Raw genomic sequence first — 23,238 nt, forward strand, 5'->3', positions numbered from 1 at the left:
ATATTTAAGTCTGTTTAATTTTATTAAGGTTGCTGTACAGCTCCCAAATACACACCAGTGCAATAAAACCAATAATCGAATACACCACTGAGTTGAGCATAGATTCAAGTTCAACGGCATTTATATCGGTGAGTTTGTCAGCTTGCAAAACAATGTATTGATCAAACAGAGCAATTTGAATAATTATGCCAAGAGAAACCAGGTTTAAGGCAATATCAGTTATCAAACTTATTTTACTCCAGCCGGCAATGATCAGTTTATAAACGTTTAAAATGATACTGGCCGCAACAACTATATTAACGATCAGCCAGATGGACTGCCATTCGCTACTCAGCGATACCGGTAACAGGTTGTTTTCAAATAAAATGTCAGAAGGCCAGCTCACCAGATCATTCCACCATGATAAAAATAGGCTGTAGATAACTATTTCAAATAACATTTCAAAACGATTTATCGAAAGTTTGGATGATTTGCTTTTCAGGTTTTCCGGTGACCAGGCATAAATGGAGTCGAGTCCCACCTGCCACTTTTGCAATAAATAGAAAACGATGGTGATCCAGGCGAAAACATAAAGAACTGTATCCAGTGCATTAAACAAAGCGGAAAATAAACTGCCAATTACACTGCGATCGGTAAATATATGCGGTAGCGCGGTTAAAATGGATATTCCAATAACAATAGCCAGTGCGTATTCTAATGCGCGTTTATACGCCGGAAAGTAATCCTTACTAACAAGCTCCTGATTCGGTAGATAGGCGGCAGCGATCCGCATGGGGTGCCCCATATTTTTTAGCAATTGACTTTGCTCTCGCTGGTTAAGTTTACGCCCCAATTCCTGTTGCTTGTCTTCTATTTGTTCGTATAGTGAGTTGGCCAACTCCTCGGTGATATCTTCTTTCATATCATCGGGTAAGTAGTGCTTTACATTACTGATGTAATTTTCAATCATTTTCATAAAATGCTCCTTGATATCCTTTATATTTTTGAGTGCTGGCTTACGACAAAATGGTATTGAGCGTTGTTTCTACATTTCGCCATTCATCGGTTAATGCATCAAGTGTCTGTCTACCGATGTCTGACAGGGTATAAAAGCGTTTTTTTCGATTGTTTTCTTCACGCCATTCGCTGGTGAGCAGTTGTTGTTTTTCCAGACGTCGAATAAGCGGGTAGAGGGTGCCTTCATCAATCTCAAGACCTTTGGCCATTAAGTTTTTACGCAAAGAGTAACCGTAGTGCTCCTCGGATAACTCGGCCAATACCGCCAGAATTAATACACCCCGGCGCAACTCATTTTTTAGCTTTTGGTAATGTTCATTAGGATAATCATCACTGGTTGTCATCGTTTTGCCCATTGCCCTATTGGTTGATCCGTTTTTCGATTTGCCCTAATTATTTACTCTGCATCATACTGTGTATCGTACAGCGTATGTTTGTACTGTATGTAAAATAGTATTTTATGTCAAGTAACTTTGTTTAACTATTTATGGCTCATATTTCTCATTGGCCCCAAATGGTTAAACCTACTAGAGGCGAATTGCTCGCGTCAGCTTGTGAGATATCTCTCAAAATTACGCAAGGTTTGGTCGATATATTAATTTGAGATAGAGGCGAGGCTTAAAAAGCGGTATTCTTAGCATCAATTTTGAGGGAGATAGAAGCGATTTCGCTAATGTTAGAGTCTACTGTCAAGGAACGATTGCCCGAGTCTTTCGATCGACACTTTTTCTGGTCGTTATTTGAACGAATGCAGGAAGGTGTGTTCGCCATACAAGACAACCGCTTTATATTAGTGAATGCGGCGCTATGCGAGTTGCTCGGTTTTTCAAGAGACGAGTTAATCGGAAAGTCGTATATCGAGGTGGTAGGCGAAGCGAGTCGTTCATTGGTGCTGGAACGTGCTAAACAGCGGCTTAGTGGTGAAAGCCCGCCAAACCTCTATGAAATAGACTTACTGCGTCAAAATGGTCAAACCATTCATGTGCAAATTAAAGCGTCAACCTTTCGACTGGACGATCAATCAATAGTAAATGTCGGTAGCATTCGTGATATTTCGAATGAAAAAAAGATTTTACAAAAACTGCGTAAGTCCGAGCAAGAATTCCGCCGTATTATCGAAAATCTGCCCGATATCTTTTACCGAACCGATGCTCAAGGTGACATTACGATGGCATCGCCTTATGCCGCAGATGTTATGGGGTATCAACTGGATGAAATCATTGGTAAGCCTTTAGCTCAATTTTACGCAAAACCGGATGAGCGTGAATCGGCGTTAAAGGCTATTTTGGCGGGGCAGGGCGACATGGTGGCGGTGGAGTCCTGTCTTCGACACAAAGATGGTTCCATAGTGTGGGTGGCAACGCATGCCTTTGCACGTCTCGATGAAAGCGGTGAGTTTTTGGGGGTTGAAGGAGTGGCTCGTAATATCACTGAACGCAAAATACTAGAGCAGCGATTAAGGCATATGGCGATCCGTGATCCTTTAACTCAGGTTTTTAATCGATTTGGTTTTGACGAATGTTTAAATGCTGCCATCAACCGGGCCCGCCGGCATAAATCAACAGTCGCTTTGTTATTTTTCGATCTGGATAAATTTAAGTTGATCAATGATAACTATGGTCATGATGTGGGCGATCAGTTTTTGGCGGCTTTTGCCAAGCGCCTTGAAATTGGTTTTCGAGAAACCGATACCATTGCGCGCCTGGGTGGCGATGAGTTTGTGGCGTTACTGGAAAATGTTGATAATGATGAAGCCATTTATGTATTGCTGGAGCGTTGTCTGACAGCACTTTCGGATCCCTTTGTTTGCCAAGGTCATTCGTTAGAATTTAAATACAGTTACGGTGTGGCGCAATACCCAAAGCACGGCGTTGATGCAGAAGCATTATTAAAAAGCGCCGATCAGGCAATGTATCTGGATAAGCAAAAAAAGTCTGTAAAGAAGACATAACTCTGTAAAGAAGACATAACTCTGGACAAGTGAATTACATCTGGATCAAAAAACTTAATCTGTTAGTTGCTGTCATCGCTCTTCAATCTTTTCTCACTTCAATCTCAGTTTTTAATAGCTGAGACTTTACGCCTTCAGGTGTAATTATTAATCGGTACAGGTTGTCATAGTCATCATGCTCAATGGTGGTTTTGATTTTGCCTCCAAACCGAATGACGAGATCGTTTAATGTATTACTGTGGCCAACAATTAAGGTATTTTTCTTGCTGTTGAGCACTTGCTTAATCATATCGTCAGGATGGGAAGGGGAGTAGATTTCGATAGCAATACCCTGCCTATTGGCAAGCGGTTTGGCGGTCGAACGGGTGCGCTTATAATGGGTTGAAAATATTTGTTGGATGTTTTTATTGCTTAGTAACTGTGCGATATAAAGCGCTCTGGCTTCACCATTGGCGGTTAGTGCAGGATCATCTTTAGGCTGTGCCTGTTTTTCGGCGTGACGGGTTAAATAAATGACTTGTTGTTCTGCCAGCACAAGTTCAGGCTTTAGCAGAATAAACCCAGAGCTGAGCAGAATAAGTAACCTAAGCGTAATGGATTTAATGTAATTCATAAGCCATTTAAGATTTTGTCGTAGATAACAATACTTTAATGCTTATTCTTGAGAATTACTACTTATCATAACGTCAGGCGCATTGGTTCAATAAACGTATATTTACGTTTAACCTACTCTGGATATTCAATTGGCAAGTAAATGTTCTCAATAAGCAAGCACGGGTGATAACCAGCGTTCTACGTCTTTAATGGTCATGCCTTTTCTATTGGCATAGTTTTCTACCTGATCCCGATTGATTTTTCCTGTGCCAAAATAACGGGCATCGGGATGCGCAAAATACCATCCTGACACTGCCGCTGTGGGTGTCATGGCGTAACTTTCAGTGAGTGAAAGGTCAATGGATTCTTTAACGTTTAACAAACGCCATAAGGTTCCTTTTTCCGTATGATCGGGGCAGGCAGGATAACCAGGAGCAGGACGAATACCTTGATATTTTTCGGCAATGAGTGCTTCATTACTGAGTGATTCATCTTTTGCGTAGCCCCAATACTCTTTACGTACCAACTCATGCATTTTTTCAGCGAAGGCCTCTGCCATCCTGTCAGCCAGTGATTTTAATAATATCGCCGAGTAATCATCGTGGTCGGCTTCAAAACGGGCAATATGTTCATCGATACCTATACCGGCGGTTACCGCAAAGGCTCCTATATAATCGGTTACGCCTGAGTCAGCGGGAGCAATATAGTCGGCCAAAGATAAATTGGGCCCCCGGTTTTTCTTTTTTAACTGTTGACGAATAAAATGCAGTTTGGCTTTTTCCAGTGTATTGTTTTTTTCGTGGTAAAGAGTTACCGAGTCACCATTGGCACTCGCCGGAAAAAAACCAATGACGGCACGTGCCATTAACCAGCCTTCAGTCACTATTTTGTCGAGCATGGCTCTGGCATCACTGAATAGTTTGCTTGCAGCCGAGCCAACGACTTCATCGGTTAATATTTTGGGGTATCGACCCGCCAGCTCCCATGAGCGAAAAAATGGTGTCCAGTCAATTCGCTCTATCAGTTCTGTTAATGGATAATCATTGAATACTTTACGACCAAGAAAACTTGGCTGGGTAATTTGTTGTGATGACCAGTCACATTTAAAACGGTTTGCCAGCGCCGCTTCATAACTTGTTAAATTCTTTGCATCGTCGCGCTTGGCACGTTGTTCTCGTTTCTCTTTATAAGTTTTTTTATAGTCATCGATAAATGTATGCTTGTGTTCGTCACTCATAAGTTTTGAGGCAACGTTAACCACCCGTGATGCATCTTGCACATGGATCACGGCGTGTTGATATTGAGGATCAATTTTTACTGCCGTATGAATACTGGATGTGGTGGCTCCGCCAATCAATAAGGGTTTATCAAATGACAGCCGCTTCATTTCACTGGCCATATGAACCATTTCATCAAGGGATGGTGTAATTAATCCCGATAAACCAATAATGTCGCAGTTCTGTTCCTTTGCGGTTGTCAGAATTTTTTCCGCAGGAACCATTACGCCTAAATCAATCACTTCATAACCGTTACATTGCAGAACCACACCGACAATATTTTTACCTATATCGTGTACATCGCCTTTTACTGTTGCTAATAATACTTTTCCGGCGGACTGTGATTTTGATTTGTCTTTTTCCATAAAGGGCAAAAGGTAAGCAACGGCTTTTTTCATCACACGAGCCGACTTGACAACTTGTGGTAAAAACATTTTACCTGAACCAAATAAGTCACCGACAACGTTCATCCCGTCCATCAGTGGACCTTCGATCACATGTAAAGGTTTTTCAGCTAATTGACGCGCCTGTTCAACATCTTGTTCAATAAATTCGGTAATGCCTTTTACCAGAGAATGCTCAAGTCGCTTATTGACTTCCCAGTCACGCCAGGCCTGTTGCTCCTGTTGCTGGGCTTTATTATCCGCACGAAAGCTTTCTGCCAGTGTTATTAATTGTTCTGTCGCCTCGTCGGAACGGTTTAATATCACATCTTCGCAGGCTGTTCTTAATTGTTCCGGAATATCCGAGTAGACCGCAAGTTGTCCTGCATTGACGATGCCCATGGTTAGACCGTGTTGCACGGCATGGTATAGAAAGACTGCATGCATGGCTTCGCGAACCGGGTTATTACCCCGAAATGAAAACGACAGATTTGATACGCCGCCACTGATGGATGCGTAGGGTAAATTTTGTTTAATCCACTCGCAGGCTTCAATAAAGTCAAGACCGTATCGGTTGTGTTCTTCGATTCCGGTGGCTATCGCAAAAATATTGGGATCAAAAATAATATCTTCGGCTGGAAACCCAACTTGTTCCGTTAACAGTTGATAAGCGCGCTGGCAAATTTGAGTTTTTCTTTCGAAGGTATCGGCTTGTCCTTGTTCATCAAACGCCATAACAATTACGGCAGCGCCATAGCGTCTTACTTTGGTTGCTTGTTCAAGAAAAACCGCTTCGCCTTCTTTCATCGAAATGGAGTTAACAATGCCTTTGCCCTGAATACATTTTAATCCGGCTTCAATCACTTCCCATTTGGAAGAGTCAATCATAATGGGGACGCGGCTGATATCAGGCTCGGATGCTATCAGTTTTAAAAACTTATCCATGGCTTCAATCGAATCGAGCATGCCTTCATCCATATTGATGTCAATGATTTGGGCCCCATTGTTAACTTGTTGCAGCGCCACTTCTAATGCTGTTTCGTAATCGTCATCTTTAATCAGTCTTAAAAATTTTGCCGATCCGGTGACATTGGTACGCTCACCCACATTAATAAATAATGACTCATCATTGATAATGAGTGGCTCAAGGCCAGACAGACGCATAACTTTATCTAGTTTGGGGCGTTTACGTGGCGGCTGGTTGCTGATGACTTTGGCGATTGCGGCAATGTGATCGGGCGTGGTGCCGCAGCAGCCACCAATAATGTTTAGAAAACCAGCCTCGGCCCATTCAGACAAGTCGGTAGCCATGGCTTCGGGTGATTCATCGTACTCGCCAAACTCATTTGGCAGACCGGCATTAGGATGAGCACTTACGTAGCAGTCGCAAATTCGGCTGAGTTCTTCAACGTAAGTCCGTAATTGCTTGGCGCCCAGCGCGCAGTTTAATCCAAATGAAACCGGATTAATGTGCTGCAACGAGTGATAAAAAGCCGCGGTGGTTTGTCCGGTTAATGTTCGTCCCGATGCATCGGTTATGGTGCCTGATATCATCACTGGTAATTTATAACCAATTTCATCAAACAGTTCTAATATGGCAAAAGCGCAGGCTTTTGCATTGAGCGTATCAAAAATGGTTTCTATCAACAGAATATCAACGCCGCCTTCAACCAATGCTTTTGCACCATTGAGGTAGTCATCTTTTAATTCATCGAAATGAATGTTTCGAAATTCAGGATGGTTAACGTCTGGCGATAAGCTGGCGGTTTTATTGGTGGGGCCCAATACGCCAGCTACGTACCGGGTTCTATCGTTAAATTCATCGGCCACTTCACGTGCCAGACGTGCCGATTCGTAATTTAACTCAAACACCAGTTGCTCCATGCCGTAATCCGACAGAGAGGCGGCATTGCCGTTAAACGTATTGGTTTCAATAATATCCGCGCCTGCAGACAGGTATTGGCGATGAATATCGCGAATGATATCGGGCTGGGTCAGCGTTAATAAATCATTGTTGCCTTTAACATCACTAGGCCAGTCAGCAAAGCGAGTGCCGCGGTAGTCCTGCTCCTGCAACTTATGCTGCTGGATCATGGTTCCCATGGCGCCATCAAGGATCAGTATGCGTGACTCAAGATCCTGATAAAACTGTTCGATGCGTGCTTTATTCATATAACCACTCGTAATTGCGCTGATTATTTATTGTAGACGTCTAGACGTAAAGAAGTGTATTATCTCGAACATTCCTGAAAAGATAAAGCCCTTTGAAGTCAGTTTAGGCCATAAGGCAGAAAAGTTAGTTATATGGCGCTAACAGCACCATTTTCGGGGGGAATCTACAGACATTTATTAAATTAAGAGGTTGAGCAATGAATAACAGGGTAATGACATGGGAGTCCATCGATAGGGAGCAGCTAAAAGCTTTGCCTAATCCATCGAACGGTGCTTATGAAATCAAGGTGAAAATACCGGAGTTTACGTTTTTGGGGGTGCATGAACAGCCAGATTTTGCCACCGTGTATTTAACGTTTTACCCCACCAATAAAATAATTGAGTTAAAAGCCTTAAAACAGTATGTCTACCAATTGCGCAATATTGTTGTGTCTTACGAGCGCCTGATTAATGTGATGTACGATCATCTGGTTTCGGTTTATGAGCCGGATCGACTTCGACTGGTGATGATATGTAATCCAAGAGGCGGGATCAGTTCGCGCCTGACCATCGACTCAGACTGGGGCGCTCGTGGCGGACCCGAAAAGTACCGCGACTGGATGAGTCATGACGATGTATGGGACGTGGTGTTGTAATACTGTTGAGGTGATAGTTATCAGTTTCGAGTTTCGAGTTACGAGATTCGAGTTAAGAGTTTGGTGAGGTTAGGAAAGTAATTATGACAGCACTCGCTCAAGTGAACTCAGGTGAGTGCTGTCGAATTTAACAAAGCAGGGAAGATCAGGCCAGACGAAGTAATTCGTTAATGCCGGTTTTGGCGCGGGTTTTGGCGTCAACCTGCTTTACAATAACGGCGCAATATAAACTGTAGCTACCATCTTCCGATGGCAAACTGCCTGGCACAACTACCGCCCCTGCAGGGATCCGGCCATAGCTGACTTGCTTGGTTTCACGATTATAAATTTTTGTGCTTTGGCCAATATAAACACCCATGGAAATTACCGCGCCTTCTTCGACAATTACACCTTCAACAATTTCTGAGCGGGCGCCAATAAAACAATTGTCTTCGATAATGGTTGGGCTGGCTTGCAGTGGCTCTAATACTCCGCCAATACCTACACCGCCTGACAGGTGAACATTTTTACCAATTTGCGCACAGCTTCCCACCGTTGCCCAGGTATCCACCATGGTGCCTTCACCAACGTAGGCACCAATATTGACATAAGAAGGCATCAGCACAACGTTGGGTGCAATAAAGCTGCCTCGGCGTGCGACGGCTGGCGGAACCACACGAATACCCGTTGCCGCAAACTCACTGTCGCTCATCTGGTTAAACTTGCTTGGAACCTTGTCATAAAATTGAGTAAATCCGGCATCCATGGTGGTGTTGTCGTTTAGTTTAAAAGACAACAGAACGGCTTTTTTTAACCACTCATTGACGATCCATTCGCCATTTTTCTTTTCGGCAACTCGTACTTTTCCTGAATCAATTAATTGCAGGGCTTGTTCAACGGCATCACGCACATCTTGCGGCGCTGAAGTTGGTGAAAAGTCGTTGCGTTGTTCAAAGGCGGATTCTATGGTTTGCTCTAATTGTGACATGGTAGTTCTCGTTTTTGGCCATTAGTGAATGGGAATGTTTGTTAAATTACAATAGCTCAATCTGTTTTAAGATTTGACTTTTTAAATGGATTTTTTGTTCATTATTAAGTGGTGTTAATGACAATGTTGAAATTTCAAAAATATCTTCTACTTTTTCGCCCAGTGTAACAATGCGCGCTGAGTGAACGGACATGTTGCATTTTCGGATGGCGTCGCCAACAGCGGCCAGTAAACCGGGTTGATCCAATGCTGTCAATTCCATTTGGGTATAACGCATATTAGGATCATCCGAAAAACGAATTTTGGTTGGAACATCAAAATGCTTAACGCGACTGGATATATGGCGTTTCACTTTTTTCGACATACCATCAATATTTTTCAGTTTCTTTTGCAGTAACTTTCGAATACTTTGAACCCGAGTTTTCGACTGAATGGGTTTGCCTGATTCTTCAAGAACAACAAACGAATCGAAGCATTGCCCCTTATTGTTGGTGAATAATTCGGCTGCTTGAGTGCGCAGGTTTTTCTGACTTAAAGTGGCCGTCATTGCGGCAAATAGACCGGGTTGATCGGCGGTATAAATAAAAATTTCCGTGCCGGCGTCATTGTGATGTTTTTTTATTTCAACAATCGGTGCGTTACTGTGTGCATTTTTTATAACCGATCGTGTGTGCCAGACCAAACGGTTTACAGGAGTGGTTTTAAAATAGTTTTCTTCCAGTGTTTGCCATAAAGCTTTAATTTTACTTTCAGGTACTTTTTTATCCAGTAGGCGTTTTAAAGCTTGCTGTTTGATGTCTTCAATGTGTTCCTGTTCCGATAATGGTGTAGCCGTGTCTTGAGATAAATAGTTGGTGGTGACCAGGTACAATTCTCTTAATAGAGCATCTTTCCAGGAATTCCAGAGTTTTGGACTGGTAGCCCGAATATCGGCAACGGTCAATATATACAGCAGATCGAGACGTTGCTGGTTTTTTACCTGTGATGCAAAACGGGCGATTACTTCCGGATCTGAAATATCTTTACGTTGCGCGGTAACCGACATAACCAGATGAAATCGAACCAGCCAGGATACCGTATCGGCATCAACTTCTGGCATATTCAGGTAACGACAAAAGTCGTATGCATCTTGTGCGCCTAACTCGGAATGATCGCCACCACGGCCTTTGGCGATATCATGAAACAAACCCGCTAAAAAGATCAACTGTGGCTTTTCAAGCTTTTGCATGATTTTACTGCAATAGGGGTATTCTTCGGCAAATTCCGGATTAGCAAAGCGAGTCAGATTTTTCAGTAAAAACAATGTATGTTCATCAACCGAATAGGTATGGAACATATCGAACTGCATTTGGCCGGTGATCTTTTCAAACAATGGCAAAAATTGCGCGAGAATGCCGTTGCGTTTTAGCAAGAAAAACGGTCTGTCGCCCTGATGTTTGATGCTGAAGAATTCAAGAAATTTTTGTTTATAAGCTTCGTTGTTGCGATAGTTTGCATCGATTAAATGACGATTGTCTCTAATGGCTCGTAATGTTTTTGCGCTGACGTGCTTATTACCCGGAACTTTTGCAGCAACAATAAAGGTTTCTAATAGCAACTCGGGGTATTGACTGACCAGCTCAGGATTTTTCAGTGCAATGCGATCATTTTCAAGTTGATACCAGTCATTAATGGGTTCAATGACCACATCTTTGTCGTTATCCAAGATGACTTCTTCAAACACCTGAAGTAATAATTCTGTGACGTTTCGAATGCGACTGGCGGCACGAAAATATTTTTGCATCAATTGCTCAACCGCCAGAGCTTCTTGCTTATCTTGAAAGCCTAAAAACTCGGCGACTTTTTTCTGGTGTTGGAACAACAGCCTATCTTCACCCCGTTCCGTAATAATGTGTAATGCAAAACGAACTCGCCATAAAAAAAGTTGTGAACTCATTAATGCCCGATATTCTTTCAATGTAAAAATACCGGCATTGGTCAAGTCGTGCAGAGATTCCGAGCTAAAATAACGTTTGGCAATCCAGCCAACGAGTTGAATGTCTCTTAAACCGCCGGGGTTTCCTTTTAAATTTGGCTCAAGTTCGAAAGAGGTGCCTTTGTATTTGCGGTAGCGCGCTTTTTGCTCCGCTACTTTGGCTTCATAAAAGTTTCTTGCAGGCCAAATTTTATCGGGGCCTGTAGCCTGACGCATGTCGTTGAACAGTAATGGCTGACCCGTAATCAGTCGGGATTCGATAAGATTGGTGGCAATGGTGATGTCTTCATTCGCTTGTTGAAAACATTCATCAATGGTGCGAACACTGTGGCCAATTTTTAACCCTATATCCCACAATAATGTGATTAACGGTTGCAGGCTGTTAAGTGTGGCATCAATGTTGTTTTCATCAATTAAAAACAGCAGGTCGATGTCGGAGCCCGGGTGCAGTTCATGACGACCATAGCCGCCTACCGCTACCATGGCCGAGTGTTCATCATCCACCTTAAACGATTGCCATAGAGCAACCATGAGTTGGTCCACATGATGTGAGCGGGCACGGATAAGGTGTCGTATTGAAATACGACGATTAAATGCAGCGGTTATGGTGTCCTGACCCTGTTGCAAATATTGTTTGCAGGCCAGCAGTGCTTCGGGGCTTTTAATGTCGACGGTGGTAAAGTCGGGCGGCTCCGGTAACTGCAGCTGCTGGATTATGCGATCGGACATCAGAAGGATTCTTCACCACGTTTGGTTAATACTTCGACACCGTCGGCCGTAACCAGTAGCGTATGTTCCCACTGTGCGGATAAACCGCGATCTTTGGTTACAACGGTCCATTCATCGGGCAGGATGGTGACATGACGTTTTCCGGTATTCACCATAGGTTCAATGGTCAGGCACATGCCTTCTTTAAGCTCAACACCAGTGCCTGGCTTGCCGTAATGCAATACTTGCGGATCTTCATGAAATTCCGCGCCAATACCGTGGCCACAAAACTCACGGACAATGGAGTAATTGTGTTTATGCGCATGATTCATAATGGCATGGCCAATATCGCCGAGTTGAACCCCAGGGCGAACCATATCAATACCCAGATACAAACACTCCTGAGTGACTTTGATCAGTCGCTCGGCCATCACTTTGGGTTTTCCCACAATAAACATTTTACTGGTGTCACCGTGGTAGCCGTCTTTTATAACGGTGACATCGATATTAATAATGTCGCCATCTTTTAGCTTCTTATCCGCTGGAATGCCGTGGCAAACCACATGGTTGACGGAAGTGCAGATGGACTTGGGAAAGCCATGGTAATTGAGTGGTGCCGGAATGGCCTGTTGCTCATTAACGATATAGTTATGGCAGATTTCGTCCAGCTGATTGGTGGTAACCCCTTTTTTGACGTGAGGGCCTATCATTTCAAGTACTTCAGAGGCCAGTTTGCCGGCCACGCGCATTTTTTCTATTTCTTCTGGCGTTTTAATTTTGATATCCATTAATCGCTAACCTGTTGTTGACTGCATATATAATAAGTATGTATTGCATATTGGGCTCAGTGTGGGCGATTTTAAAGCTTTTTTGCTTGTACTTCACGGTATGCCCATAACTTTTCGATCACCCCAGTTGGCAGAAATGCTAAAAGGCCGAAAAGTTGCGGTCTATAGGCAGTTCTGATTGTTCTCTTTTCGAAGATGTGGTATAAATCGCGCCCGGCTGGATGAACCAGTCGGATAAACTAAAACACACGCAGGTCGACACATAAGTTTGGGTGCTGGTAAACCGGGAGGTCTCGCTGGTTGACTTATGGGATTTGCGGAGGTTAAACCCTTGATTTTTCGGAGAAAATTAAATGTCTAAAGTATCTATGCGTGATATGCTCCAGGCGGGCGTTCACTTCGGTCACCGTACTCGTTTCTGGAATCCTAAGATGAAGCAATACATCTTTGGTGCGCGAAACGATATCCATATTATTAACCTTGAGCAAACAGTACCAATGTTCAACGATGCGTTGAATTACATTTCGTCTGTTGCGTCTCGTAAAGGTAAAATTCTTTTTGTTGGCACCAAGCGTGCTGCCAGCGAAATCATCAGTGAAGAAGCAAAGCGTTGTGGCCAGTTCTTCGTTGATAAGCGTTGGTTAGGTGGAATGCTGACCAACTACAAAACCATTCGTCAGTCTATTAAACGTCTGAAAGATCTGGAAGTTCAATCACAAGACGGTACTTTTGATCGCCTGACCAAGAAAGAAGCTCTGTTATTAACTCGTGAAATGACTAAGTTAGAAGCGAGTATTGGCGGTATTAAAGACATGGGCGGTTTGCCTGATGTGCTTTTTGTTATTGATGCTGATCATGAGCACAATGCCATTGCAGAAGCTCGTAAGCTGGGTATTCCAGTTATTTCTGTTGTGGATACTAACTCAAACCCTGATCACGTTGATTATGTGATCCCAGGCAATGACGACGCCATTCGTGCTATCCAGCTCTACGTTGGTGCCGTTGCCGATACCGTTTTAGACGCGCGTCAAAGTGCTCAAGTCGTTGAGCAGGCGGGCGAAGACGAGTTTGTAGAAGAAGCAGACAAGTCTGACGCAGAAAAAGCTTAATCGATTATTGGTGAGTTATTAAAACCATCGGTTAGGCAAATAAAGGGGGCTTAGCCCCCTTTTTTCGAGTCTGAGTTTCTTTCTATTAAGAATCGTTAAAGTATTTTAAGTTTATTAGAATTAGTTCCATTTGCTCGTGCAAATTAAATTGGAGAATTATCATGGCAATTACTGCTGCATTGGTTAAAGAACTTCGCGAGCGCACCGGCGCTGGCATGATGGAGTGTAAAAAAGCATTGGTTGAAACCGATGGTGATATCGAAAAAGCCATCGAAAACATGCGTAAGTCTGGTCAGGCAAAAGCGGCGAAAAAAGCCGGTCGAGTTGCTGCTGAAGGCTTAATCATTATTAAAACTTCCGATGACGCAAAAACAGCGGCTATCGTTGAAGTTAACTGTGAAACTGACTTTGTGGCACGTGATGAAAACTTTGTTGGGTTTGCCAATAAAGTTGCTGAAATTGCATTGGCCGGAAAAATCAGTGACGTTGAAGCTTTAAAATCAGCGGATTACGCAGATGGCAATACTGTTGAGCAAGCTCGTGAAAATCTGGTTGCTAAAATCGGTGAGAATATGGCGGTACGTCGTGTTTCTATCGTTGAGTCCAACGAAGGTTCTTTAGGTTCATACTCTCACGGTGTTCGCATTGGTGTTGTTGTTGAAACCAAAGGTGGCGACGAAGAGTTAAACCGTGATCTGGCAATGCACATTGCAGCGAGCAAGCCTGATTACTTAAACCCTGACGCTATCCCCGCAGAAATTTTAGAGAAAGAAAAAGAAATCTTCAGTGCGCAAGCGTTAGAAAGTGGTAAGCCTGCTGAGATCGTTGAGAAAATGATTGGCGGTCGTATCCGTAAGTTTGCTGGTGAAATCAGCTTAACGGGTCAGGCGTTTATTAAAGATCCTTCACAAACCGTTGAGAAGTTATTGAAATCGAAGTCGGCTGAGGTACTATCCTTTGTACGCTTTGAAGTTGGTGAAGGCATCGAAAAGAAAGAAGAAGACTTTGCAGCTGAAGTTATGGCTCAGGTCCGCGGCGAGTAATCCTCCGGAGAATAATAAATGACAACAGTATCTGAGCTTCCATATAAACGAATTTTACTCAAATTAAGCGGTGAAGCGCTTATGGGGCAAGAATCTTTTGGCATTGATCCACAGGTTCTTGATCGACTAGCCGGTGAAATTCGCGATATTGTAGAAGCAAAGGTACAGGTTGGAATTGTTATTGGCGGTGGTAATTTATTTCGTGGCGAAAAGCTGGCCAGAGCTGGTATGAACCGTGTTGCTGGTGACCATATGGGTATGCTGGCAACGGTTATGAATTCACTGGCTCTGCAAGACTCACTCGAGCGTTCAGGTATTGAAACTCGAGTGATGTCGGCCATTTCGTTAACGGGTGTTTGCGAAGATTATAACCGACGTTTTGCCATGCGATTTATGGAACGCGGTCAGGTTGTTATTTTCTGTGCCGGAACCGGTAATCCTTTCTTTACCACCGACACAGCGGCGTGCTTACGCGGTATTGAAATTGAAGCCGATTTAATATGTAAGGCGACCAAAGTAGATGGCGTTTATTCGGCTGATCCAAACAAATACTCGGACGCCGTAAAATATGAGCAGTTAACTTACAATGAAGCGCTTGAGCGTCAGCTTGCAGTGATGGATCTGACTGCATTTTGTCTGGCTCGCGACCATCAAAAGAAAATTCGTGTTTTCAATATGAATAATCCCGGTGCTCTGGTAAGAGTGGCCACCGGTAAGCAGGAAGGCACCATAATTGAATGTGAGTTAAACAACTAAACAAGGGGACATGTTGTGATTAACGATATTAAAAGCGATGCGAAAACCCGTATGGGAAAATCGGTCGATGCCTTTAAACAAGATTTAACGAAAATTAGAACCGGTCGAGCGCACCCCAGCTTAATTGAGCACTTGATGGTTTCTTATTACGGTTCGGATACGCCTATCACTCAGGTGGCCAATGTTTCTGTTTCTGATTCCCGTACTTTGCAAGTACAGCCTTGGGAAAAAGACATGGTTGGCGCAATTGAAAAAGCCATCATGAACTCGGACTTGGGTCTTAACCCAAATACAGCGGGTCAAATTATACGTATCCCTTTGCCTCCATTAACAGAAGAGCGACGAAAAGATTTAATTAAAGTGGTTCGCGGCGAAGCAGAAAATGCCAAAGTGGCCGTTAGAAATATTCGCCGAGACGCAAACTCAACCTTTAAAGAGTTAGTGAAAGAAAAAGAAATATCCGAAGACGATGAGCGTCGTGCACAAGATGATGTGCAAAAGCTTACCGATGAGCACGTGGCAAAAATTGATAAGGTGCTGGCGGAAAAAGAAGAAGAATTAATGGAAATATAATTTCATTAAAAACGTTGAACAACAACGCCGCGGAACTGTATCGCGGCGTTTGCGTATTTAAGAGACGATGACAGATCAAGCTCAATCACAAACCATAACTCCGCAACACATTGCCATTATTATGGATGGTAATGGGCGCTGGGCGCAGCAACGCGGCAAAAAGCGGGTACAAGGTCATAAGGCCGGAATGGAGCGTGCCCGTGAAATGGTGCAGACTTGCGGTGCGTTGGGTGTAAAGGCGTTAACGTTATTTGCCTTTAGCAGCGAAAACTGGCGCCGACCCAAAGACGAAGTTGGTTTTTTAATGAACTTGTTTATTACAGGTTTAACCAACGAGAGCAAGTCTTTACATAAGAATAATGTTCAACTTAGGGTGATTGGTGACGTTTCAATGTTTGAGCCAAAGCTGCAGAAAGCGATTGAAAACGCTGAGACGCTAACCAAGAACAACGATGGTATCGTTTTGCAGATCGCCGCTAATTACGGTGGTCAATGGGACATTGTTAATGCGGTTAATAATATTCTGGTTGAGCAGCCTGATACACAACAGGTGACAGCAGAGCAGTTGTCGAACAAATTAACCGGTGCCGATTTACCGGACCCCGATTTACTCATACGCACCGGTGGCGAAACCCGTATTAGTAATTTTTTATTATGGCAATGCGCCTATTCCGAACTTTATTTTTCGTCGCAGCTATGGCCAGATTTTGACAGTGAAGCCTTGAAAGAGGCGGTCAATGACTTTGCATCGCGACAACGTCGGTTTGGTAAAACCGGTGAACAGATATCGTCAGCCGATACGATATCTACTGACTAGACTCAGTAACAACTGACTAAAACAAGAGAGCCCTAAATGCTTAAACAACGTGTGATTACAGCCGTGCTTTTATTGCCTCTGGTCGGATTCATCCTGTTTGGCCTCAATTTAAACGGCTTTGCTATCACATTGTTAATTGTAAATTATTTGTTGGCCTGGGAATGGGCTCGACTATCTTCCATTGAACACAGTCCGCTTAAGTCTTTGTACGCATTGTTCGTTTCTCTGGTGTCGCTTGTGGTTTGGTATTACGCGCCGGCTATTGAGTTATGGCCCTCCACCTGGTTTATAGAGTGGCACTGGACGTCAACATTATTGGCTTTTTGGTTGGCGGTTGCTGGCTGGGGAATTGCATTTAGCATGCTGTTGCTGGCATCCACTACCCGAGAATTCTGGAATCGTACACCCTGGATTCGATTGTTGCTCGGCGTTATCTTGATAGTGGGCTTCTGGGTTTCTGTGATTGCATTACGAAACACCGATATAAACCAAAGTCCACTAATGGGCGGCTTTTATGTGTTGTTTATGTTTACTCTGGTTTGGGGAGCCGATGTCGGTGGGTACGTGTTTGGTAAATTATTTGGCAAGCATAAGTTAATCCCATCTGTCAGTCCCGGCAAAACCTGGGAAGGTTTTTTTGGTGGCGTATTTTTAACCTTGGTTGTGGCTGTGGCCGGAGCTTATTTGTTGGAATTACCGGTCAATAACCTTGGCTTGTTTATTCTGGCAATTATCACCATTGCTATTATTTCAGTCCTCGGCGATCTGTTTGTGAGCTTGCTGAAGCGTCAGGTTAATGTCAAAGATACCAGCCAGTTATTACCCGGTCATGGCGGCATACTGGATCGATTGGATAGCACCATTGCAGTGTCACCTTTTTTTCTTTTGTTCGCTAAAGCCCTGGGGTGGATTTAATGCAGCAGGTGACGATACTGGGCGCCACAGGTTCCATTGGCGTTAACACATTAGATGTGATTGCCCGACATCCGGCAAAGTTTGCGGTGTTTGCCATTACCGCTAATCGTAATTTGTCCTTGTTTTTGCAACAAATTCAGCAAACCCAGCCGAAATACGCGGTGTTAGCCACCGCCCCTGAAAACTCTGATTTTGTAAAACAAGTTCAACAGGCCTCGCCTGAAACAGAACTGCTGACTGGTTCTGATGCATTGCAAATGGTCTCCTCTCACAATGATGTCGATGTAGTCATGGCGGCTATAGTGGGCGCTGCGGGATTGATGCCAACCATGGCTGCTGCATCGTCCGGTAAAAAAGTGCTATTGGCGAACAAAGAAGCGCTGGTGATTGCTGGCGACTTATTGATGACGCAAGTAAGGGAGTCTGGTGCGGTACTTTTGCCAATAGACTCCGAGCATAACGCCATCTTTCAATGTTTGCCTAATCAGTTTGAGAGTCAGCCATTTAGTAAAACTGGCGTCAGTAAAGTATTGCTGACTGGTTCGGGCGGACCATTCCGCACATTACCGCTGGATCAATTCGTCACAATCACACCTGAACAAGCCTGTAATCATCCTAACTGGGATATGGGGCAAAAGATTTCGGTGGACTCTGCCACCATGATGAATAAAGGCCTGGAAGTAATAGAAGCTTGTCATCTATTTAATATAGGTGTCGATCAATTAGATGTGGTGTTGCACCCTCAAAGTATTATTCATTCCATGGTGAGCTATGTGGATGGCTCAGTCATTGCGCAAATGGGGCAGCCAGATATGCGAACACCCATCGCCTATGGGTTGGCCTGGCCTGAGAGAATTGATGCCGGGGTTGAACCATTAGATTTTACCGAGGTCTCTCAATTAGACTTTAGTAAACCCGATCTGACTCGTTACCCCTGCTTGGCACTTGCGTTTGCCGCTTTTGAAGCGGGCAACAGTATGCCTGCAATACTCAATGCAGCTAATGAGGTCAGTGTCGAGGCATTTTTGAACAGACAAATAGCCTTTACTGATATTGCTGCAATTAATGAGGCTGTGATGAATAAAATGACTGCCAAAAAGTGCACAACCATTGAGGCATTGCTTGAGCAAGATAATATGGCTCGAGATATAGCAAGCCAACTTTGTGCGCAATTAGGATAACTGAAAAGTATGTTTGATTTTTTATTTTATACCGCTGCTTTACTGGTTACGTTAGGGGTACTGGTTACATTTCATGAGTGGGGGCATTTTTATGCCGCACGAAAACTGGGTGTAAAAGTGCTGAGATTTTCAGTGGGTTTTGGAAAGCCTCTGTGGAAACGAACTGGAAAAGATGGTGTTGAGTACGTTATTGCGGGCATTCCATTAGGCGGCTACGTTAAAATGCTTGATGAACGAGAAGGCAATGTTGATTCTGCCGATCAATCGATGGCGTTTAATCGACAACCCATCTGGAAGCGAAATATCATCGTTGCGGCGGGTCCGGTGGCTAATTTTGTATTGGCGATTATTGTGTTCTGGATCATGTTTATGATGGGCACGTATGTGGTTAAACCGATTACCGGTGAGCCACCAGCACAGTCGATAGCTGCTGAAGCAGGTATTACCGCTAATCACCGAATTATGGCTGTCGATGGACAATCGGTAGCGGGTTGGAAGGATGTGACATGGGCGCTTGTTGAAAGATTAGGCGAAGCCGGCGAAATAGAGCTTCAGCTAGAAAGTACTGAAACCGGCATGCAAAAACAGGCCGTGTTGAATATCAGTAACTGGCAGGTGGATGATCGACGCCCTGATGTATTACAAAGCTTGGGGTTACAGCCTCAAATGCAATTGACCCCGGTTGTTTATAACGTATCCAGTGGCAGTGCTGCGGATCAGGCTGGCATGCAGAAGGGTGATCGTATCACTCAACTGAACGATAAACCGGTTACGTCTTTTCGTGATATCAGTGATTTTATGCAGTCGGTCAAATCCACTGATCGTATTTCAGTCACCGTACAGCGAGATAATGAATCACTGGAACTCGCGGCTTTCCCTCAACTGGTAGACAATCGTTACCTGTTAGGGATCAGTGCCTATCCGATAGTCGAGCAGCAGTCTGCCGGGGTATGGAAAGGCTTTCAGCTTGCGCTGGATGAGACCTGGCGGGTGATTGCCCTTACCGCAACCATGTTTAAAAAGCTTGTTTTAGGAGAGGTTTCAACCAAGTCCCTGGGCGGTCCTATCTCAATTGCCGAAGGTGCGGGTAGCTCTGCGCGCGGAGGACTGGTATATTTCCTCAGCTTTTTGGGAATGATCAGCGTAAATCTTGGTCTTATAAACTTATTGCCCGTACCTGTGCTTGATGGTGGACATTTATTGTTCAATCTGATGGAGACTATCAAAGGTAAGCCTTTGTCAGAAAAAGCGCAGGAATTTGGAATGAAAATTGGCATCGTGATGGTGCTGGGATTGATGTCAATAGCGATATTTAACGATATTGCTCGTTTGTAGTTGGAGTTCAACAGTCTGTATGACAATAAAACAAATAGTTTTAAGTTCGATTTTATTTTTGGCGAGCAGCTCGGTATTTGCGAGTTTTTCTGCCTTTAAAGTGAACGATATTAAAGTCAATGGGTTACAGCGGATTGAGCTAGGTACTTTTTTCACGTACTTACCCATTCAGGTAGGAGAAACATTGGATGAAGCTCGATTACCCAGAGTAATACGCTCATTAAGTGAGTCAGGTTCTTTTCAATACATTAAAGTCTCTCGAGATGGCAATACATTAGTTATTGATGTGGAAGAACGACCAATTATCTCTGATATCATCATTGAGGGTAATAAAGAATTAAAAACCGAAGATTTACTCAATGGGATGCGGGGAGCCGGTTTTGCCAAAGGCGAGGTTTATCAGGCTGCCGCACTTGAAGCTATCGCCTCTGAAATTCGTAATCAATATTTTTCCCATGGTAAATACGGCGTTGAAGTGAAAACTCGCGCTGTGAATATGTCCCGTAATCGGGTTCAGGTTCGCATGGATGTGGATGAAGGTGAGCCTGCAGCCATCAAAGAAATCAACATAGTTGGTAATAAAGTTTATTCTGATGAAGAGCTGCTGGATCAATTTGAACTAACGACTGGTGGTATGTTTTCGTTTTTCACCAGCGATAATCAGTACGCAAAAGAAAAACTGTCCGGTGATATTGAAAAGCTGCGAAATTATTATCTGGATCGCGGGTATTTAAAATTTCAGGTAGTGTCTACTCAGGTTGCAATTTCGCCTGATAATAAAGGCATGTTTATTACTATGAATGTGGATGAAGGTGAAAAATTTACCGTTAAAGAAATTAAGTTTTCTGGTGAGTTGATTTATACCGAAGAACAGTTGCGTTCACTGGTTCCATTACGTGCTGGTGATACTTATAGCGGAGCCGCAATAAGTTTTTCCGAAGAACGCATTTCCGAATGGTTAGGATTTAAAGGCTATGCATTTGCCAATGTACTCAGTGTTCCGGAACTTGATGAAGAAAATCTTGAAGTGTCATTAATCATATTTGTGGATCCAAAACAGAAAACCTATGTTAGGCGAGTGACCTTTTCTGGAAATGAAAGTACAAATGATCATGTACTACGCCGTGAAGTTCGTTTAATGGAAAGTGAAGCTTTGTCGACGCAATTAGTGGAACGCTCTAAAACACGAATGGAACGACTCCCTTATATTGAAAATGTATCGGTAGAAACACCTAAAGTTGAAGGCACAAGTGATCAAGTAGACGTAGAGTTTAAAGTTAAAGAGCGATCGGCAGGAACTATTTCGGGTGGTTTGGGATATGGTAGTTTTTATGGACTCTCGTTACAGGCCAGTGTCAGTCATGAGAACTTTTTAGGCAGTGGTAATCGCGTTGCTTTTTCTTTGAATAATTCCAAAGCAGTAAAAAATTATAACTTTAATTTTACTGATCCCTATTTCACACTTGATGGTGTCAGCCTAGGTTATAACTTGTCTTATCGAGAAACGGATTACAGTGAATTAAGAATCAATCGATCTTCACAAAAGTCCACAGGATTGGGAGCTACACTAGGTATCCCATTAAGTGAAGTGTCTCGATTTAATATAGGATCAACCTATTTAAGCAATCAGTTAAATTCATTTCCACGAGACAGCAATGGGGGCCGTTCGCAGCCTATTATTGATCTGTTTGAAGGCTTTGGACTGGATCCATTTGTCGATACATCGTTAGACTTCCAAATTTTGGAAATGCAGACTAGCTGGATTCGAAATACACTAAATCGTGGCGTTTTTCCGGATAATGGCTCACTGAACCGGGTGTCACTAGAAGCCTCAGTGCCTAATAGTGATTTAGAATATTATAAGCTGAGCTATAACTTTACTAACTACTGGGGATTCACTCGTGGTTGGAGTATAAAGACCGCTTTTAATTTATCGTTTGGTGACGGTTACGGGGACGGGGTTAATGAGAACTTGCCGTATTTTGAAAACTTTTATGGAGGAACATCAGATTCACTCAGAGGGTTTGAAAATAATACGGTTGGACCAAGAGAAATCATTCGTTCTCCAACCACAAGTACTATTATTGGTCCCGATGGTAATAGTTACCCTGTTATTTTACCATCGGAAAACGATCGCTTACAGTTAACTCGCTTCTCGTCGGGCGGTAATGCATCCGCTACAGGCTCTTTGGAATTAATATTCCCAACACCTTTTGCTGAAGATAACCGTTCTGTTCGCACCAGCTTTTTTGTAGATGCAGGAAATGTCTGGAATACAAAGTTTGATGTCAACAGATATCAAGGAATGCCAGTTACCATTCAAGGCACCAACCAGGTTATTTCTATGCCTGATTTTGGCGACCCATCACGCTATCGAGTATCGGCAGGTTTTGCGATACAATGGTTGTCACCTATGGGCCCAATATCAATTAGCTTAGGCCGACCTATAAAAGAACAGGCGTTTGATGAGTTTGAAACGTTGCAGTTTAATATTGGTCGTACATTTTAATTAACTTTATTATTTAAATTTTAGAAAATCTGTAAGGGGAAAGACGTTGAGAAAATTACTAATTACAGCACTATCTGCACTGGCTATTTCTACATCTGCGTTTGCGGCGGATATGAAAGTTGGCTTTGTTGATATTAGTTATATTATGGCAAAATCACCACAGCGAGTGGCTATCACTGAAAAACTGAAGGGTGAATTCAAAGAGCAGGAAGAAGAGTTAAAAGCATTATTGGATGAGTATAAGAAATTACAAGAAAAAGCGCAAAAAGACGGCGCTACCATGAGCGAACAAGAGCGTATTGATATGTCTCGTCAAGCTCAGGAAATGGAAGGTAAATTAAAGCTTAAGCAAAATGCTTTAAACGAAGATATGAAGCGTCGTGGGCAAGAAGAGCAGCGTATGTTGGCGGGTAAAATTATGGAACAAATTAATGCTCTGGCGACCGAAGAAAACTACGATATGCTGGTTAACAAAGAAGCATTACTTTTCGCTAAACCATCCATGAATGTTTCTGACAAGGTTTTAGCGAGACTGGGCGCATCCGGTAATTAAT

The 23,238-nt window shown here is 43.3% G+C and carries 19 protein-coding genes; 12 read left to right on the forward strand and 7 right to left on the reverse strand.

All coding sequences use genetic code 11. The annotated features are described in order from the left end of the window. Positions 1–4: 4 nt before the first annotated feature. Both C8D97_RS00755 and C8D97_RS00760 read right to left on the reverse strand, forming a co-directional pair. Entirely contained in the window at positions 5–955 is a 951-nt protein-coding gene (locus C8D97_RS00755; RefSeq protein WP_109761426.1) for a hypothetical protein, read from the reverse strand. Between the two features lie 40 nt (positions 956–995). Beyond that, positions 996–1,340: a PadR family transcriptional regulator gene (locus tag C8D97_RS00760; protein ID WP_109761675.1), complete on the reverse strand. Its 345-nt coding sequence runs from the start codon at positions 1,338–1,340 to the stop codon at positions 996–998. Positions 1,341–1,669: 329 nt separating this feature from the next. On the opposite strand from C8D97_RS00760, the gene C8D97_RS00765 reads away from it, so the two are divergent. Next, positions 1,670–2,947 carry a GGDEF domain-containing protein gene (locus C8D97_RS00765; RefSeq protein WP_109761427.1) on the forward strand — a complete coding sequence of 426 codons (1,278 nt, stop codon included), beginning with the start codon at positions 1,670–1,672 and terminating at the stop codon, positions 2,945–2,947. A gap of 82 nt (positions 2,948–3,029) precedes the next feature. Here the strand turns inward: C8D97_RS00765 and C8D97_RS00770 are convergent, their stop codons facing one another. Next, on the reverse strand, positions 3,030–3,560 hold the full coding sequence (locus C8D97_RS00770) for a SixA phosphatase family protein (protein ID WP_109761428.1): 531 nt from the start codon (positions 3,558–3,560) through the stop codon (positions 3,030–3,032). A gap of 147 nt (positions 3,561–3,707) precedes the next feature. Continuing rightward, entirely contained in the window at positions 3,708–7,373 is a 3,666-nt protein-coding gene (metH, locus tag C8D97_RS00775) for a methionine synthase (protein WP_109761429.1), read from the reverse strand. 197 nt (positions 7,374–7,570) lie between these two features. Between metH and C8D97_RS00780 the strand changes: the two genes are divergently transcribed. Continuing rightward, positions 7,571–8,008 carry a preQ(1) synthase gene (locus C8D97_RS00780; protein WP_109761430.1) on the forward strand — a complete coding sequence of 146 codons (438 nt, stop codon included), beginning with the start codon at positions 7,571–7,573 and terminating at the stop codon, positions 8,006–8,008. A gap of 145 nt (positions 8,009–8,153) precedes the next feature. On the opposite strand, the gene dapD is transcribed toward C8D97_RS00780, so the two are convergent. Genes dapD through map form a run of 3 tightly spaced genes read right to left on the reverse strand, consistent with a single transcriptional unit; the run spans position 8,154 to position 12,446 of the window. After that, positions 8,154–8,975: a 2,3,4,5-tetrahydropyridine-2,6-dicarboxylate N-succinyltransferase gene (gene dapD, locus C8D97_RS00785; protein ID WP_109761431.1), complete on the reverse strand. Its 822-nt coding sequence runs from the start codon at positions 8,973–8,975 to the stop codon at positions 8,154–8,156. 46 nt (positions 8,976–9,021) lie between these two features. Then, positions 9,022–11,679, reverse strand: coding sequence for a [protein-PII] uridylyltransferase (glnD, locus tag C8D97_RS00790; protein WP_109761432.1), 2,658 nt, complete (start codon positions 11,677–11,679; stop codon positions 9,022–9,024). Further along, positions 11,679–12,446 carry a type I methionyl aminopeptidase gene (gene map / locus C8D97_RS00795; protein WP_109761433.1) on the reverse strand — a complete coding sequence of 256 codons (768 nt, stop codon included), beginning with the start codon at positions 12,444–12,446 and terminating at the stop codon, positions 11,679–11,681. Before map ends, glnD begins: the two co-directional genes overlap by 1 nt. Positions 12,447–12,799: 353 nt before the next feature. On the opposite strand from map, the gene rpsB reads away from it, so the two are divergent. The 10 genes from rpsB (at position 12,800) to C8D97_RS00845 (ending at position 23,237) form a co-directional block, all read left to right on the forward strand. Beyond that, positions 12,800–13,555, forward strand: a complete 756-nt coding sequence (gene rpsB / locus C8D97_RS00800; RefSeq protein ID WP_109761434.1) for a 30S ribosomal protein S2 — start codon at positions 12,800–12,802, stop codon at positions 13,553–13,555. 161 nt (positions 13,556–13,716) lie between these two features. After that, positions 13,717–14,598 (forward strand): translation elongation factor Ts, encoded by an 882-nt coding sequence (gene tsf, locus C8D97_RS00805; protein WP_109761435.1) that lies wholly within the window; start codon positions 13,717–13,719, stop codon positions 14,596–14,598. Between the two features lie 18 nt (positions 14,599–14,616). Further along, a complete protein-coding gene (gene pyrH / locus C8D97_RS00810; RefSeq protein WP_109761436.1) occupies positions 14,617–15,354 on the forward strand; it encodes a UMP kinase in 738 nt (245 codons plus the stop codon). Between the two features lie 15 nt (positions 15,355–15,369). Then, positions 15,370–15,927, forward strand: coding sequence for a ribosome recycling factor (gene frr / locus C8D97_RS00815; RefSeq protein WP_109761437.1), 558 nt, complete (start codon positions 15,370–15,372; stop codon positions 15,925–15,927). A 67-nt stretch (positions 15,928–15,994) separates the two neighbouring features. Beyond that, entirely contained in the window at positions 15,995–16,744 is a 750-nt protein-coding gene (locus C8D97_RS00820; protein ID WP_109761438.1) for an undecaprenyl pyrophosphate synthase, read from the forward strand. Positions 16,745–16,780: 36 nt separating this feature from the next. Then, on the forward strand, positions 16,781–17,659 hold the full coding sequence (locus C8D97_RS00825; protein ID WP_109761439.1) for a phosphatidate cytidylyltransferase: 879 nt from the start codon (positions 16,781–16,783) through the stop codon (positions 17,657–17,659). Next, positions 17,659–18,840 carry a 1-deoxy-D-xylulose-5-phosphate reductoisomerase gene (gene ispC, locus C8D97_RS00830; RefSeq protein ID WP_109761440.1) on the forward strand — a complete coding sequence of 394 codons (1,182 nt, stop codon included), beginning with the start codon at positions 17,659–17,661 and terminating at the stop codon, positions 18,838–18,840. Before C8D97_RS00825 ends, ispC begins: the two co-directional genes overlap by 1 nt. A 9-nt stretch (positions 18,841–18,849) precedes the next feature. After that, complete coding sequence (rseP, locus tag C8D97_RS00835) at positions 18,850–20,175, forward strand: RIP metalloprotease RseP (protein WP_109761441.1); 1,326 nt, start codon at positions 18,850–18,852, stop codon at positions 20,173–20,175. Positions 20,176–20,194: 19 nt separating this feature from the next. After that, on the forward strand, positions 20,195–22,684 hold the full coding sequence (gene bamA, locus C8D97_RS00840) for an outer membrane protein assembly factor BamA (RefSeq protein ID WP_109761442.1): 2,490 nt from the start codon (positions 20,195–20,197) through the stop codon (positions 22,682–22,684). A gap of 46 nt (positions 22,685–22,730) precedes the next feature. Further along, complete coding sequence (locus C8D97_RS00845; protein ID WP_109761443.1) at positions 22,731–23,237, forward strand: OmpH/Skp family outer membrane protein; 507 nt, start codon at positions 22,731–22,733, stop codon at positions 23,235–23,237. Position 23,238: the final 1 nt, after the last annotated feature.

This window comes from Pleionea mediterranea (assembly GCF_003148745.1).
Taxonomy (GTDB): Bacteria; Pseudomonadota; Gammaproteobacteria; order Enterobacterales; family Kangiellaceae; genus Pleionea; species Pleionea mediterranea.